14 protein-coding genes are annotated in these 13,757 nt (G+C 68.3%); 7 read left to right on the top strand and 7 right to left on the bottom strand.

Annotation, left to right across the window (positions count from 1 at the left end):
- Positions 1-3 precede the first annotated feature (3 nt).
- Genes I5803_RS18555 through folC form a run of 3 tightly spaced genes read right to left on the bottom strand, consistent with a single transcriptional unit; the run spans position 4 to position 2,570 of the window.
- Positions 4-498 (bottom strand): CvpA family protein, encoded by a 495-nt coding sequence (locus tag I5803_RS18555; protein ID WP_196987798.1) that lies wholly within the window; start codon positions 496-498, stop codon positions 4-6.
- A 6-nt stretch (positions 499-504) separates the two neighbouring features.
- The gene (locus I5803_RS18550) at positions 505-1,248 is read right to left on the bottom strand and encodes an SPOR domain-containing protein (protein ID WP_196987797.1); all 744 of its coding nucleotides are present in this window, start codon (positions 1,246-1,248) and stop codon (positions 505-507) included.
- Between the two features lie 38 nt (positions 1,249-1,286).
- Positions 1,287-2,570 carry a bifunctional tetrahydrofolate synthase/dihydrofolate synthase gene (gene folC, locus I5803_RS18545; RefSeq protein ID WP_231402454.1) on the bottom strand — a complete coding sequence of 428 codons (1,284 nt, stop codon included), beginning with the start codon at positions 2,568-2,570 and terminating at the stop codon, positions 1,287-1,289.
- Positions 2,571-2,603: 33 nt separating this feature from the next.
- Between folC and I5803_RS18540 the strand changes: the two genes are divergently transcribed.
- The 7 genes from I5803_RS18540 to I5803_RS18510 all read left to right on the top strand — a co-directional run bounded on the left by I5803_RS18540 (position 2,604) and on the right by I5803_RS18510 (position 8,637).
- Positions 2,604-2,957, top strand: a complete 354-nt coding sequence (locus tag I5803_RS18540; RefSeq protein ID WP_196987795.1) for an ArsC family reductase — start codon at positions 2,604-2,606, stop codon at positions 2,955-2,957.
- Positions 2,958-3,051: 94 nt separating this feature from the next.
- Positions 3,052-3,783, top strand: a complete 732-nt coding sequence (locus I5803_RS18535) for a glycine zipper 2TM domain-containing protein (protein ID WP_196987794.1) — start codon at positions 3,052-3,054, stop codon at positions 3,781-3,783.
- A 72-nt stretch (positions 3,784-3,855) separates the two neighbouring features.
- Positions 3,856-4,173, top strand: coding sequence for a pyrimidine/purine nucleoside phosphorylase (ppnP, locus tag I5803_RS18530; protein ID WP_196987793.1), 318 nt, complete (start codon positions 3,856-3,858; stop codon positions 4,171-4,173).
- Between the two features lie 10 nt (positions 4,174-4,183).
- Positions 4,184-5,518, top strand: a complete 1,335-nt coding sequence (argG, locus tag I5803_RS18525; RefSeq protein ID WP_196987792.1) for an argininosuccinate synthase — start codon at positions 4,184-4,186, stop codon at positions 5,516-5,518.
- A 38-nt stretch (positions 5,519-5,556) separates the two neighbouring features.
- Positions 5,557-5,907 carry a DUF1304 domain-containing protein gene (locus I5803_RS18520; protein WP_196987791.1) on the top strand — a complete coding sequence of 117 codons (351 nt, stop codon included), beginning with the start codon at positions 5,557-5,559 and terminating at the stop codon, positions 5,905-5,907.
- 44 nt (positions 5,908-5,951) lie between these two features.
- Positions 5,952-6,419, top strand: a complete 468-nt coding sequence (locus I5803_RS18515) for a (2Fe-2S)-binding protein (protein WP_196987790.1) — start codon at positions 5,952-5,954, stop codon at positions 6,417-6,419.
- A gap of 1 nt (position 6,420) precedes the next feature.
- Positions 6,421-8,637 carry a xanthine dehydrogenase family protein molybdopterin-binding subunit gene (locus I5803_RS18510; RefSeq protein WP_196987789.1) on the top strand — a complete coding sequence of 739 codons (2,217 nt, stop codon included), beginning with the start codon at positions 6,421-6,423 and terminating at the stop codon, positions 8,635-8,637.
- Between the two features lie 36 nt (positions 8,638-8,673).
- Here I5803_RS18510 and lpdA read toward each other — a convergent pair whose 3' ends face one another.
- From lpdA to I5803_RS18490, 4 genes are read right to left on the bottom strand one after another with little or no spacing between them, the layout of a single operon-like run.
- Complete coding sequence (gene lpdA, locus I5803_RS18505; RefSeq protein WP_196987788.1) at positions 8,674-10,065, bottom strand: dihydrolipoyl dehydrogenase; 1,392 nt, start codon at positions 10,063-10,065, stop codon at positions 8,674-8,676.
- A 4-nt stretch (positions 10,066-10,069) separates the two neighbouring features.
- On the bottom strand, positions 10,070-11,395 hold the full coding sequence (locus I5803_RS18500) for a dihydrolipoamide acetyltransferase family protein (RefSeq protein WP_196987787.1): 1,326 nt from the start codon (positions 11,393-11,395) through the stop codon (positions 10,070-10,072).
- A gap of 2 nt (positions 11,396-11,397) precedes the next feature.
- A complete protein-coding gene (locus tag I5803_RS18495) occupies positions 11,398-12,438 on the bottom strand; it encodes an alpha-ketoacid dehydrogenase subunit beta (protein WP_196988617.1) in 1,041 nt (346 codons plus the stop codon).
- A gap of 29 nt (positions 12,439-12,467) precedes the next feature.
- Entirely contained in the window at positions 12,468-13,703 is a 1,236-nt protein-coding gene (locus tag I5803_RS18490) for a 3-methyl-2-oxobutanoate dehydrogenase (2-methylpropanoyl-transferring) subunit alpha (protein ID WP_196987786.1), read from the bottom strand.
- Positions 13,704-13,757: the final 54 nt, after the last annotated feature.

The following is a 13,757-nucleotide window of genomic DNA, read 5'->3' as shown; positions in this document are numbered from 1 at the left end:
AATTTACAAATCACCCGGCAGGTACTGCCCGAACCGCTCGGGCAACACCGGCTTCAAACCCTTCAGCGCCGCCATCGAGACGCCGGCGCCCTTCGATTCCGTCCACCAGGCCCCAGCCTTGAGCGGCGTCATGTTGACGACCACCGCGAGCGCCAGCACCAGCACCGCCCCGCGCGCCAGCCCGAAGGCCGCGCCGAGGGTTCGGTCCACCGGCCGCAGGCCCACGGCCTCGATCAGCTTTTTCGTCACCCAGGCCAGCAGGGCGCCGGCCACCAGCACCGCGATGAACACCACCACGAAGCCCGCCGCATACCGCACCGGCTCGGCCGAATCGCTCATCGGCAGCCACTTCGCCGCTTCGGGGGCCAGCCATTGCGCCAGCACGAAGGCCGCGATCCAGCTCACCAGCGACAACACCTCATGCACCAAGCCGCGCCATGCGCCCACGAGGAGCGACAGGGCCAGCACGCCCACGATCACCCAGTCCAGCGCCGCCACGTCCACCTACAAGGTGAGGACGGCGGCCGGCAAATCCAGCCCCTTGATCCTCTCCGCCGCCTTGTCCGCTTCCGCGCGGGTGCCGAACGGCCCGACCCGCACGCGGATGCGCTTGCCTTCCTTCGTTTCCGCCACGTGCGTATAGGTCTTCAAGCCCGCTTTTTCGACCCGCTTGCGCGTTTCCTGGGCCTTCGCGGCATCGGCGAACGCACCGACCTGCACCACGTAACGGCCTTCGGCCGCGGTGGGGGATGAAACATTTTCGAGGGGCTTGCCTTCCAGCAGCGCCTTGGCCTTGGCACCGTCGTCCGCTTTCGGCTCGGGCTTCGGTTCGGCCTTGGCCACCTTGGGTTCGGCCTTGGCTTCCGCCTTCGCCTCGGGCTTGGGCTCGACCTTGGCCGGCGCCGCTTCCACCTTGGCAGGCTGCGGCTCGGGCACCGTCACCGGCCCGGCGGCGACGGGCGCCTGCGCGACGACGGCGGGGGCCCCGACCGATGCATTCGCAGCCGCGGGAGCAGGGACGGGCAGCGGCTTGACCTTGTTGCGGTCCGGGATCTCGATGGGGATATCGACCGCGATGGGCCGCGGCTGCGTGTCGAACAGGAGCGGAAAGCCTATCACCGCGATGAGGACCAGCACGACGGCCCCGATGAGGCGGTGCTTCGCGCGCTTGCGCATGGCCTCGATGCTTTCGGGCTGGGGGGGAGAGGCCGGCTCGGCGCCGGCCTTGCGGAACTTGAAAAAGGCCATGAAACCTGTCGCGGTTAGGGCATTGGGGGCCTTGGGGCCTACACGTGCTTGGCGTGGAGACGGGGCACGCCGTCCTGCAGCACACCACCGACCGTGTAGAACGATCCGAACACGACGATTCTATCAGCGGGGTCCGCTGCGGCCACCGCTGCGCGGAAGGCCTCCATGGGTGCGGCATGGGTGCTCGCGGCCACGTCGCGGCGCGTTTCCTGGGCCTCCCATTTCGCCTTCAGGTTCGCGGCCGTGTCGGCGCGCGGGGTGTCGAGGTCGGTGAAGTACCAGCGGTCCACCAGCGGGCCCATTTTCCTGAGCATGGGCGCGAGGTCCTTGTCCGCCATCGCGCCGAACACGGCGTGCGTCGTGGGATAGAAGCCCATCGCATCGAGGTTGGCCGCGAGCGCCGCGACCGAGTGCGGGTTGTGCGCGACGTCGAGCACCAGCGTGGGTTGCCCGGGCACGATCTGGAAGCGGCCCGGCAGTTCCACCATCGCGAGGCCGTTGCGCACGGCTTGCGCGTTGACGGGCAGCTTGTCGCGAAGCGATTCGAGCGCGGCGAGCACGCCCGCCGCGTTGATCAATTGATTCGCGCCGCGCAGAGCCGGGTACGCAAGCCCCGCATAGCGGCGGCCGCGCCCGGCCCAGTTCCACTGCAGCTTGTCGCCGGAGAAGTTGAAGTCCCGGCCCAGCAGCCAGGTGTCCGCGCCGATCTGCGCGGCGTAGTCGATGATGCTTTGCGGCGGCACCGGGTCCCCCACGATCGCGGGCCGGCCGGCGCGCAGGATGCCCGCCTTTTCGCGGCCGATGCTTTCGCGATCGGGTCCGAGGAATTCCATGTGGTCGAGGTCGATGCTCGTGATCACCGCGCAATCGGCGTCGATGATGTTGGTGGTGTCCAGCCGCCCGCCGAGGCCCACTTCGAGGATCGCAACGTCGAGGTTCGACGCGGCCATGAGGCTCATGATCGCGAGCGTGGTGAATTCGAAATAGCTGAGCGACACGGCGCCGCGTGCCGCCTCGACCTTCGCGAAGTGCGGAAGCAGCGCGTCCGCCTTCACGATCTCCCCATGGATGCGGCAGCGCTCCTCGAAATGCACCAGATGCGGCGAGGTGTAGACGCCCGTGCGATAGCCCGCCTGCAGCGCGATCGCCTCGAGCATCGCGCAGGTCGAGCCCTTGCCGTTGGTGCCCGCGACCGTGATGACGGGGCAGGTGAAGGCCAGGCCCATGGCCTGCGCCACCGTGCGCGAACGCTCCAGGCCGAGTTCGATGGTCTTGGGGTGCAGGCGCTCGCAGTGCGCCAGCCAGTCTTGCAGGGTGTCCATGGCGCGTATTGTCCGCCGACCTATCATCCGGCCATGATCGACGTCTACGGCATCCCCAACTGCGACACCGTCAAGAAGGCCCGTGCCTGGCTGGACGACAACGGCGTCGCCTACCGTTTCCACGATTTCAAGAAGGAAGGCGTCCCGGCCGATCGCCTCGACCGGTGGATGGCGGACGCGGGGTGGGAAAAAGTTCTCAACCGCAAGGGCACGATGTGGCGAAAGCTCGACACCGCCACGCAGGACGGCGTGCGCGATGCCGCCAGCGCCAAGGCCGTCATGCTGGCCCAATCGAGCGTGATCAAGCGTCCCGTGGTCGAGTGGGGAGGCCGCACCACGGTTGGGTTCGACGCACAGGCCTGGGCGTTGCTCGCGCGCGGCAAGTAACCCGACTTTTACGCGTGCTTTACCGCGCGGAAGCTGTGCCGCAGGGGCGTTTTGCCTAAAATTTGGGCATCGAGTCAATGCACCAGGAGTCGTCATGAAAAAGGCAGTTTTATTTTCCGCGATCGGCGTGCTGGCAGCGTCTTTCGGCCAGGTGGCCGGCGCACAGGAATCCGGACGCGTGGTGTCCAGCACCCCCGTCATCCAGCAAGTGGCCGTGCCTCGCCAGGTCTGCGGCGCGCAGCCCGTTGCGCAAGGCTCGGGCGGCGGCGCAGTGGTCGGTGCGATCGTCGGCGGCCTGCTGGGCAACACCATCGGCCACGGCATGGGCCGCGCGGCAGCCACCGGCATCGGCGCCGTGGCGGGTGCGGGCATCGGCAGCAGTGTCGGCAGTAACACCCAGTACGCGCAGCAATGCACCACGCAGACCACCTACGAGAACCGCACGGTCGGCTACAACGTGGTGTACGAGTACGGCGGCAAGCAGTACACGACGCAGATGGCCTACGACCCGGGCCAGAACGTCAACCTGCAGGTGACCCCCGTGGGCGGCAACGCACAAGGCGTGATCACCGCGCCGCCGCTGGGCCAGAACCAGGCTGGCACCGCGCAGCCCGCGATGGCAGCGCCCTCGGGCCAGCCCGTCGCCGTGATCGTCCCGACGCAGATGGCCTATCCGGTCACCTACGCCGCGCCGTACTATTACGGCGGCTACGGCTACGCGCCGTCTTACTACTACCCGCCCGTGAGCCTGTCGCTGGGCTTCGGCTATTCGCGCGGATGGGGCGGCGGCTGGGGCGGCCACCACCACCACGGCCACTGGCGCTGAAGCTCGCCGGGGCGACGCGAGGGGTGAGGGGGCTAAAATTGCCCCCTTTCCTTTGCGCCTCACCCCCCGAGCATGACCACCGAATCCCTGGACAACGTCCGCGTCGCCACGCGGGCCAACGTGTATTTCGACGGCAAGTGCGTGAGCCACTCCGTCACCCTTGCAGACGGCACACGCAAATCCGTCGGCGTCATCCTTCCCTCCGAACTCACCTTCAAGACCGGCGCGCCCGAGATCATGGAGTGCGCGGGGGGCTTCTGCGAATACCGCCTCGCGGGCAGCGCCGACTGGGTCACGAGCGGCCCGGGCCAGAAGTTCGGCGTGCCCGGGGATTCGAGCTTCGACATCCGCGTGCGCGAGGCCTATCACTACATCTGCCACTTCGGCTGAACGGCCCTCCATGAGCACCATCCTCGAGCAACTTCCCGCCGGCCAGAAAGTCGGCATCGCGTTTTCCGGCGGCCTGGACACCAGCGCCGCCCTCCACTGGATGCGCAAGAAGGGCGCGATCCCCTATGCGTACACCGCCAACCTCGGCCAGCCCGACGAGCCCGATTACGACGAGATCCCGCGCAAGGCGATGCAGTACGGCGCCGAGAAGGCACGCCTGATCGACTGCCGCGTACAGCTCGCGCACGAGGGCATCGCCGCGCTGCAGGCGGGCGCCTTCCACATCTCCACCGCCGGCGTCACCTACTTCAACACCACGCCGCTCGGCCGCGCCGTCACGGGCACGATGCTCGTCGCCGCGATGAAGGAAGACGACGTCAACATCTGGGGCGACGGCAGCACCTTCAAGGGCAACGACATCGAGCGCTTCCACCGCTACGGCCTGCTCACCAATCCCTCGCTGAAGATCTACAAGCCCTGGCTGGACCAGCTGTTCATCGACGAGCTCGGCGGCCGCGCGGAGATGTCCGCCTTCATGACTGCCGCGGGCTTCGGCTACAAGATGTCCGCGGAGAAGGCCTACAGCACCGACTCCAACATGCTCGGCGCGACGCACGAAGCGAAAGACCTCGAGCATTTGAAGAGCGGCATCAAGATCGTCAACCCGATCATGGGCGTCGCCTTCTGGAAGGACGAAGTCGCGGTGAAGGCCGAGGAAGTGCGCGTGCGCTTCGAGGAAGGCCAGCCGGTCGCACTGAACGGCAAGACCTTCGACGACCCGGTCGCGCTGATCCTGGAGGCCAACCGCATCGGCGGGCGCCACGGCCTGGGCATGAGCGACCAGATCGAGAACCGCATCATCGAGGCCAAGAGCCGCGGCATCTACGAGGCCCCCGGCCTCGCGCTGCTGTTCATCGCCTACGAGCGCCTCGTCACGGGCATCCACAACGAAGACACCATCGAGCAGTACCGCGACAACGGCCGCAAACTCGGCCGCCTCCTCTACCAGGGCCGCTGGTTCGACCCGCAGGCGATCATGCTGCGCGAGTCGGCGCAGCGCTGGGTGGCGCGCGCGGTAACGGGTGAAGTGACGCTGGAGCTGCGCCGCGGCAACGACTATTCGCTGCTCGACACCGAATCGCCCAACCTCACCTACAAGCCCGAGCGCCTGACGATGGAAAAGGGCGAATCGACCTTCTCCCCGCGCGACCGGATCGGGCAGCTCACGATGCGCAACCTCGACATCGTCGACACGCGCGAGAAGCTGGCCGTGTACGAAAAGGCCGGCCTGCTGCACCTGGGCGACGGCTCGCCGCTGCCGAGCCTGGGGCACGACAAGAAGTAGCCGCCGCATAATCCTCCGGCAACTCATCCGGAGGATCCATGATCGCCCTCGTCCTGATCGCGCTGGTGGCGCTGCTCCACCTGTACTTTCTCGTGCTGGAGATGTTCCTCTGGACGAAACCCACGGGGCGGCGCATCTTCAACACCACGCCGGAATTCGCGGAAGCCTCGAAGACGCTCGCCGCGAACCAGGGACTCTACAACGGGTTCCTCGCGGCCGGCCTCGTCTTCGGGCTGCTGCTCGGCGCCAACGGCGGGCCGGTGCTGATCTTCTTCCTCGCCTGCGTCGTGGTGGCCGGCATCTACGGCGCGGCCACGGTCAACAAACGGATCTTCTTCGTGCAGGCCCTTCCCGCCCTGCTCGCGCTCGGCGCCCTCTTCCTCAAGTAGCCTCCCCCGTGTAAGCTCCGCTGGCATTTTGCGAGGAGCGAGCCATGGCGCTGTATCGGCTGGTGGTCAACGGGGCGTCCCGGGAGGTCGAAGCGTGGGACGCGGACATGCCGCTGCTCTACGCGCTTCGCAACGACCTGGGACTGCACGCCGCGAAGTTCGGTTGCGGGCTCGGCCAGTGCGGCGCGTGCACCGTGCTCATGGGCGATCAGGCGGTGCGCTCCTGCCTGGTGAAGGTGTCGCAGGCGGCGGGCCAGCGCATCACCACCGCGGAGGGCCTCGGCTCCCCCGACAAGCCCCATCCCGTGCAAGCCGCCTTCATCGCGGAACAGGCGGCGCAATGCGGCTATTGCACCAACGGCATGGTGATGAGCAGCGTCGCGCTGCTGCGCCGCACCCCCCAGCCGACACGCGAGCAGGCGCAGGCCGCGCTCGCGGGCAACCTGTGCCGCTGCGGCTCGCACGACCGCGTGCTGAAGGCCGTCGCGCGCGCCTCCGGCGGGAGGGCATGACATGCAAGCTCCCACACGTGAACGCAGTGCGCCGACGCGCCGCGACCTGCTCAAGGCCGGCACGATCGTCGTCGGGTTTTCCCTCGCGCCGCGGCTGGCGCTGGCGCAGGCCGGCGCTGCGCGCCGCTCGCTCGCGCTGGGCGAGGTCGATTCCTTCCTCGCCATCCGCGCCGATGGCAGCGTGGTCATCTACTCCGGCAAGGTAGACCTCGGCACCGGCCACCGCATCGCGATGCGGCAGATGGTGGGCGAAGAGCTCTCGATGCCGGTCGAGCGGATCGAGCTGGTCGAGGGCGACACCGCGCTCACACCCAACCAGGGACCGACCGCCGGCAGCACCGGCGTGATGCGCGGCGGGGTCGAATTGCGGCAGGCCGCGGCGACCCTGCGCGAAGGCCTGCTCGCCATGGCCGCGCAGCGCCTGCAGAAGCCCGTGGAATCGTTGTCGCTCGAAGCGGGCGTCGTTCGTTCATCGGACGGGGCCACGGTGCGCGTCACGGACCTCGTCGGCGACCGCTTGCTCGAGTGGAAGATGAACCCGAAGGCGCCGCTGAAGAACCCCGCGCAATACACGCAGGTGGGCAAGCCGCTCGCGCGCCCCGACATCCCCGGCAAGATCACGGGCCGTCACGTCTACGTGCACGACTTCGCACTGCCCGGCATGCTGCACGCGCGCGTGGTGCGGCCGCCTGCTGTCGGTGCGAAGGTGCTGGATGTCGACCAGGCTTCCGTGGCGGGGCTTCCTGGCGTGCGGGTGGTGCGCATGCAGGACTTCATCGCTGTCGCCAGCCCCGATGAATGGGCGGCCATCCGCGCCTCGCGCGAATTGAAGGTGCGCTGGAGCGACAGCGCGACACTGGTGTCGCACCAGGGCGTGGCCGACTGGGCGCGTCGCGGCCCCTTCCTGTCGGACGAGACGGTGGTGAGCAAAGGCGATGCGGCGCGCATGGCCGCCCTCGCCTCCTCGACGGACAAGCTTTCGGCCACCTACACCTGGCCGTTGCAATCGCATGCGTCCATGGGCCCGTCGTGCGCGGTGGCCGATGTGAAGTCCGACGGCGCCACGGTGTGGTCCGCGTCGCAAGGCACGCACCGGCTCGTCAACTCCTGCGCGGCAGCCATCGGTCTGCCGCGCGACAAGGTGCGCATCGTCTACCTCGACGGCGCGGGCTGCTACGGCATGAACGGCCACGACGATGCGTCGGTGGAAGCCGCGATGGTCTCGAAGGCCCTCGGCCAGCCGGTGCGCGTGCAGTGGAGCCGCGAAGACGAGCTGGGATGGGACCCGAAAGGACCGCCCCAACTGCTCGAGTTGCGCGGCACGCTGACCCCGGACGGCCGCATCGATGCGTGGGAGACGGAGATGTGGCTGCCGCGCGCCACCGCAAACCTCGAATGGATACCCCTACTGTCCCCGAGCGCCGCCGGCTTGCCGCAGCCCGTGGGGCAAGCCACGGGCCTGGTCACCCAGAACGGCGACCCGACCTACCCCGCCAACGCGGTGAAGGTGCATGTGCACTGGCTCGGCGCGGCACCCCTGCGCCCATCGAACATCCGCGCGCCGGGCAAGGTCGCGAACTGCTTCGCGGTCGAGAGTTTCGTGGATGAACTGGCAGCCAGGGCCGGCGTCGACGCCGTGCAGTTCCGCCTGCGCGACCTCGCGAATCCGCGGGCACGCGAAGTGATCGAGCGCGTCGCGAAGATGATGCGCTGGGAACCGCGGCCGTCGCCGCGGCCCGGCTCGCGAGGCGGCGTCGCTTCCGGCCGTGGCATGGCCTTCATCCACTACAAGCACAACGAGAGCTTCGTCGCGATGGGCATGGACGTGGAGGTCGATCGCGCGTCGGGCGAGATCCGCGTGCAGCGCATCGCCTGTGCGCACGATTGCGGCCTGATGATCAATCCCGACGCGGTGCGCGCGCAGGTCGAAGGCAACATCCTCCAGACGCTGTCGCGCACCCTGTACGAAGAGACGACCTTCGACCGCTCCCGCGTGACCAGCGTGGACTGGGCGAGTTATCCGCTGCTGCGCTTCCCGCAGGTGCCGCGCCTGGACATCGAACTCGTGCAGCGCCTGGACCAGCCCCCGCTGGGCGCAGGCGAAGCGGCCTCCAGCCCCGTGCCGGCGGCGCTCGCCAACGCGGTGTTCGACGCAACCGGCGTGCGCGTGCGCACAGTGCCGTTCACGCGCGAGCGCATGAAGGCGCTGCTCGCCTGAGAGCTTGCGGGGCGGCCGGCGGGCCAGGACGGCGTGTCAGATATGCAGCGCGTGCCCCAGGGCACGCAACGCGGCTTCCTGCACGGCCTCGCCGAGCGTCGGGTGCGCGTGGATCGTGCCGCCGACGTCCTCCAGCCGCGCACCCATCTCGATCAACTGCGAGAACGCGGCGGAGAGCTCGGACACCGCGCGGCCCACGGCCTGCCAGCCGACGATGAGGTGGTTGTCGCGCCGCGCGACCACTCGCACGAAGCCGTCGGTGGATTCGATGCTCATCGCGCGGCCGTTCGCGGAGAACGGGAAGCTTGCGCTGATGCAATCCATCCCCGCCGCTTCGGCCTGCGAAGGCGACAGCCCCACGACGACCACTTCCGGATCGGTGAAGCACACCGCCGGCATGGCCGCCGGCGCGAACTTGCGGCGCTTGCCCGCGACGATTTCGGCGACCATTTCGCCCTGCGCCATGCCGCGATGCGCGAGCATGGGCTCACCCGTCACGTCGCCGATCGCCCAGACGTTGCGCATGGACGTGCGGCACTGCTCGTCGACCTTCACCGCTCGGCCCGCCATGTCCAGGCCGAGCGACTCCAGCGCGAAGCCCTCGGTCCGAGGCCTGCGCCCCACGGCGACCAGTACCTGGTCGGCCGGCAGCGCGAACTCGTCGGCCATGGCGGTGCGCACGCGCACGCCGCCATCGCTCACGCCTTGCACGCTGCAGCCGAGGTGCAGCACCACGCCCAGCTTCTTGAGGGCCGTCAGCACCGGCTTCGCGAGGTCTTCGTCGTACGCGGGCAGTACGCGATCCGCCGATTCGACGACGGTGACTTCGGCGCCGAGCTTGCGGTAGGCCGTGCCCAGCTCCAGCCCGATGTAGCCCGCGCCGACCACGACGAGCCGCCTGGGCAGTGTCTTCGGCGCGAGCGCTTCGGTGGACGAGATCACCATGCCGCCGAACGGCAGGCCGGGCAATTCGACCGGGGTCGAACCCGTGGCGAGCAGCAAGTGTTCGCACGTCACGCGGACGGTGTCACCTCCCGGCGTGCGCACGTCGACGGTCTTGCCGTCGACGATCGTGGCCCAGCCGGCGATCACCTGCGCACCGTTCTTCTTGAGCAGCGCCCCGACACCGCCCGTGAGGCGCGAGACGATGCCGTCCTTCCACTTCACGGTTTGCGCGAGGTCGATGCGCGGCGCATCGACGTGGATGCCGATGGCCGAGGAATTCGACCAGTGGCGCGCCTTCTCGAATTCATCCGCCGCGTGGATCAGCGCCTTGGAAGGGATGCAGCCGATGTTCAGGCAGGTGCCGCCGAGCGCGGCGCCTTCGACCAGCACGGTGGGCACGCCAAGTTGCCCCGCGCGGATCGCCGCGACATAACCGGCGGGCCCGCCGCCGATCACGAGCAGGGTCGTGGATTGTGTCTTCATCCGCTCACTCCACGAAAAGCATCGCCGGGGTTTCCAGCAGGGCGCGGATCGCCTGGATGAATTCCGCCGCGTCGACGCCGTCGACCACGCGATGGTCGAAGGACGACGAGAGGTTCATCAGCTTGCGCGCGACGATGTTGCCGCCCTGGAACATCGGCCGCTCCACGATGCGGTTGACGCCGATGATCGCGACTTCCGGGTAGTTGATGACCGGGGTCGTCACGATGCCGCCCAGCGGCCCGAGGCTGGAAATGGTGATGGTCGAGCCCGACAGCTCGTCCCGCGTCGCCTTGCCGCTGCGCGCGGCATCGGCAAGCCGCGTGACCTCCCCCGCGAAGCCCCACGGGTCCTGCGCTTCGGCGTGGCGCAGCACCGGCACCATCAGCCCCGAATCGGTCTGCGTCGCCATGCCCAAGTGCACCGCGCCGTAACGCGTGACCACGCCCGCGTCGTCGTCGAAGCGCGCGTTCATCTGCGGGAACTCCCGCACCGCAAGCACCACAGCGCGCGCGAGCAGCGGCAGCAGCGTGAGCTTGCCGCGCTCGGCGCCGTACTTCGCGTTGAGCTTCGCACGCAGCGCTTCGAGCTCCGTCACGTCGATTTCTTCGACATAGCTGAAGTGCGGGATGCGGCGCTTGGCCTCCTGCATCTTCTGCGCGATCTTGCGGCGCAGGCCGATGATGGGGATCGCCTGCTCTTCGTGGCGCTGCGCATAGCCCGCGCCCTTGGCCGTCATCGGCTGGCCGCGCGACGCAAGGTACACGTCGAGGTCCTCATGCACGATGCGGCCCGCCGGGCCGGAGCCGTGGACGAATTGCAGCTCGATGCCCAGCTCCCACGCGCGCTTGCGCACCGCGGGGGAAGCGATGGGTTTTTCGCCTTCGGCGCGCATGGCGGGCGGGGCGGCGCGCGGGGGGGCGGTGCGTGCATTGCTCACCACGGCGGCTGCTTTCGTTCCCTCCCCCGCTGGGGGAGGGTTAGGGTGGGGGCTTCGAGCCGCGACAACCTGCGAATCCGTGGTCTGCGATGCCCCCACCCCCGCGGTCCCCCGAGAGGGGAGGGAGTCAACATCCTTCGCATTCCCCGCCCCCTCCACCTCGATCCGGATCAATTCCGAACCGACCGCGATCTGCTTGCCTACCTCGCCGCCGAGCGACATCACCTTGCCCGCCACGGGCGAGGGAATTTCCACGGTCGCCTTGTCCGTCATCACGTCCGCGAGCAGCTGGTCTTCGGTGACCATGTCGCCGACCTTCACGTGCCACGCGACGAGCTCCACTTCCGCAATGCCTTCGCCGATGTCCGGCGTCTTGACGATGTGCTGGCCCATGGTCATTTCTCCATCGCGCGTTTCAGCGCGGCACCAAGCCGCTCGGGACCGGGGAAATAGGCCCACTCCTGCGCATGCGGATACGGCGTGTCGTAACCCGCCACGCGCTCCACCGGCGCTTCGAGGTGATAGAAGCAGTGCTCCTGCACCAGCGACACCAGCTCCGCGCCGAAACCGCTCGTCTGCGTCGCCTCGTGCACGACGACGCAGCGGCCGGTTTTCTTCACCGAGGCGATGACGGTGTCCAGGTCCATCGGCCAGATCGAGCGCAGGTCGATGATCTCGGCGTCGATGCCTGTCTCGTTCGCGGCCGCTTCCGCGACCCATACCATCGTGCCGTAGGCGATCACGGTCACATCCTTGCCTGGCCGGAACACGGAGGCGGACTCCAGCGGCACCGTGTAGTAGCCCTCCGGCACCTTGCCCATCTCGTGCTTGCTCCAGGGCACCACGGGTTTGTCGTGATGGCCATCGAAGGGGCCGTTGTACAGGCGCTTGGGCTCGAGGAAGATGACCGGGTCGTCGTTCTCGATGGACGAGATCAGCAGCCCCTTCGCGTCGTACGGATTGCTTGGCATCACCGTGCGGATGCCGCACACGTGCGTGAAGAGCGCCTCGGGGCTCTGGCTGTGCGTCTGCCCCCCGTAGATGCCGCCGCCGCAAGGCATGCGGATGGTGATCGGCGCGGTGAAGTCGCCGGCCGAGCGATAGCGCAGGCGCGCCGCTTCGGACACGATCTGGTCCGACGCGGGGTAGAAGTAATCCGCGAACTGGATCTCCACCACCGGCCGCAAGCCGTACGCGCCCATGCCCACCGCCGTGCCGACGATGCCGCCTTCGGAGATCGGCGCGTCGAAGCAGCGCGACTTGCCGTACTTCTGCTGCAGCCCTTCGGTCACGCGGAACACGCCGCCGAAGTAGCCGACGTCCTGCCCGTACACGACCACGTTGGGGTCGCGCTCCATCATCACGTCCATCGCCGAGCGCAGCGCCTGGATCATCGTCATCGGCACGCTCTTTCCCGCGCCCGCCTGTTCGGCCATCGTGGATTCCTTGGTCTTGGTCAACATGCTCACACCCCCAGCTGCTGGCGCTGCCGGCGCAGGTGCGACGGCATGTCCTTGTACACGTCGTCGAAGATCGACGCGGCGCTCGGGATGTGGCCGTCGAGCAGCGTGCCGAAGCTCTCGGCCTTCTTCTGCGCCGCCGCCACTTCGGCGTCGAGCTCCTTCTGCACCTGGCCGTGCTGCGCCTCGGACCACTCGCCGATCGCGATCAGGTGCTGCTTGAGCCGCGCGATCGGGTCGCCGAGCGGAAAGCGCTGCCAGTCGTCGGCGGGGCGGTACTTGGAGGGATCGTCCGAAGTCGAATGAGGCCCCGCGCGATACGTGACCCATTCGATCAGCGTGGGCCCGAGGTTGCTGCGCGCGCGCTCGGCCGCCCATTGCGAAGCGGCGTACACCGCGAGGAAGTCGTTGCCGTCCACGCGCAGCGACGCGATGCCGCAACCCACGCCGCGCGCGGCGAAGGTCGTCGATTCGCCGCCGGCGATCGCCTGGAAGGTGGAGATCGCCCACTGATTGTTGACGACGTTCAGGATCACCGGCGCGCGGTACACGTGCGCGAAGGTGAGCGCGGTGTCGAAGTCCGCTTCCGCCGTCGCGCCGTCGCCGATCCACGCGGACGCGATCTTCGTGTCGCCCTTGATCGCGGACGCCATCGCCCAGCCGACGGCCTGGATGAACTGCGTCGCGAGGTTGCCGGAGATCGTGAAGAAGCCGGCGCGCTTGTACGAATACATCACCGGCAGCTGGCGGCCCTTGAGCGGGTCGCCCGAGTTGCTCATCAGCTGGCAGATCAGCTCTTCCATGGCGATGTCGTCGCGCGAGAGCAGCAGGCTCTGCTGGCGGTACGTTGGGAAGCACATGTCGCCGTCCTGCAGGGCGAAGGAATGCGCGGAGCCGATGGCTTCCTCGCCCAGGCTCTGCATGTAGAACGAAAGCTTTTTCTGGCGCTGCGCGATCAGCATGCGCGCGTCGAAGGTGCGCGTCTTCATCATGGCGCGCAGGCCCTTGCGCAGCCGGGTCGCGTCGAGGTCCGGCTTCCACGGGCCGACGGCATTGCCGCTTTCGTCGAGCACGCGGATCAGCCCGAAGGCGAGGTCCTGCGTGTCGACGGCGGAGGTGTCCACCGGGGGCTTGCGCACGGCGCCCGCGGGCGAGACTTTGAGGTAGGAGAAGTCGGTTTCGCAGCCGGGCCGCCCGCTGGGCTCCGGCACATGCAAGCGCAGGGCTTGGTGCTCTGTCATGTGGCCTTCCTTGGCGGCGATTGTGTCGCCGCACGAGTCGATGGATCAGGATCT

The sequence above is a fragment of the Caenimonas aquaedulcis genome (genome assembly GCF_015831345.1).
GTDB lineage: Bacteria > Pseudomonadota > Gammaproteobacteria > Burkholderiales > Burkholderiaceae_C > Ramlibacter > Ramlibacter aquaedulcis.
The sequence above is the reverse complement of the archived record's forward strand: the minus strand, read 5'-3'. Positions and strand labels throughout refer to the sequence as shown.

What these genes read in the sequence shown, in the direction of transcription:
- I5803_RS18550 (WP_196987797.1), bottom strand. Translation starts at nt 1,248, where the DNA reads ATGGCCTTTTTCAAGTTCCGCAAGGCCGGCGCCGAGCCGGCCTCTCCC.
- folC (WP_231402454.1), bottom strand. Translation starts at nt 2,570, where the DNA reads ATGGACACCCTGCAAGACTGGCTGGCGCACTGCGAGCGCCTGCACCCC.
- I5803_RS18540 (WP_196987795.1), top strand. Translation starts at nt 2,604, where the DNA reads ATGATCGACGTCTACGGCATCCCCAACTGCGACACCGTCAAGAAGGCC.
- I5803_RS18535 (WP_196987794.1), top strand. Translation starts at nt 3,052, where the DNA reads ATGAAAAAGGCAGTTTTATTTTCCGCGATCGGCGTGCTGGCAGCGTCT.
- ppnP (WP_196987793.1), top strand. Translation starts at nt 3,856, where the DNA reads ATGACCACCGAATCCCTGGACAACGTCCGCGTCGCCACGCGGGCCAAC.
- argG (WP_196987792.1), top strand. Translation starts at nt 4,184, where the DNA reads ATGAGCACCATCCTCGAGCAACTTCCCGCCGGCCAGAAAGTCGGCATC.
- I5803_RS18520 (WP_196987791.1), top strand. Translation starts at nt 5,557, where the DNA reads ATGATCGCCCTCGTCCTGATCGCGCTGGTGGCGCTGCTCCACCTGTAC.
- I5803_RS18515 (WP_196987790.1), top strand. Translation starts at nt 5,952, where the DNA reads ATGGCGCTGTATCGGCTGGTGGTCAACGGGGCGTCCCGGGAGGTCGAA.
- I5803_RS18510 (WP_196987789.1), top strand. Translation starts at nt 6,421, where the DNA reads ATGCAAGCTCCCACACGTGAACGCAGTGCGCCGACGCGCCGCGACCTG.
- lpdA (WP_196987788.1), bottom strand. Translation starts at nt 10,065, where the DNA reads ATGAAGACACAATCCACGACCCTGCTCGTGATCGGCGGCGGGCCCGCC.
- I5803_RS18500 (WP_196987787.1), bottom strand. Translation starts at nt 11,395, where the DNA reads ATGGGCCAGCACATCGTCAAGACGCCGGACATCGGCGAAGGCATTGCG.
- I5803_RS18495 (WP_196988617.1), bottom strand. Translation starts at nt 12,438, where the DNA reads ATGGCCGAACAGGCGGGCGCGGGAAAGAGCGTGCCGATGACGATGATC.
- I5803_RS18490 (WP_196987786.1), bottom strand. Translation starts at nt 13,703, where the DNA reads ATGACAGAGCACCAAGCCCTGCGCTTGCATGTGCCGGAGCCCAGCGGG.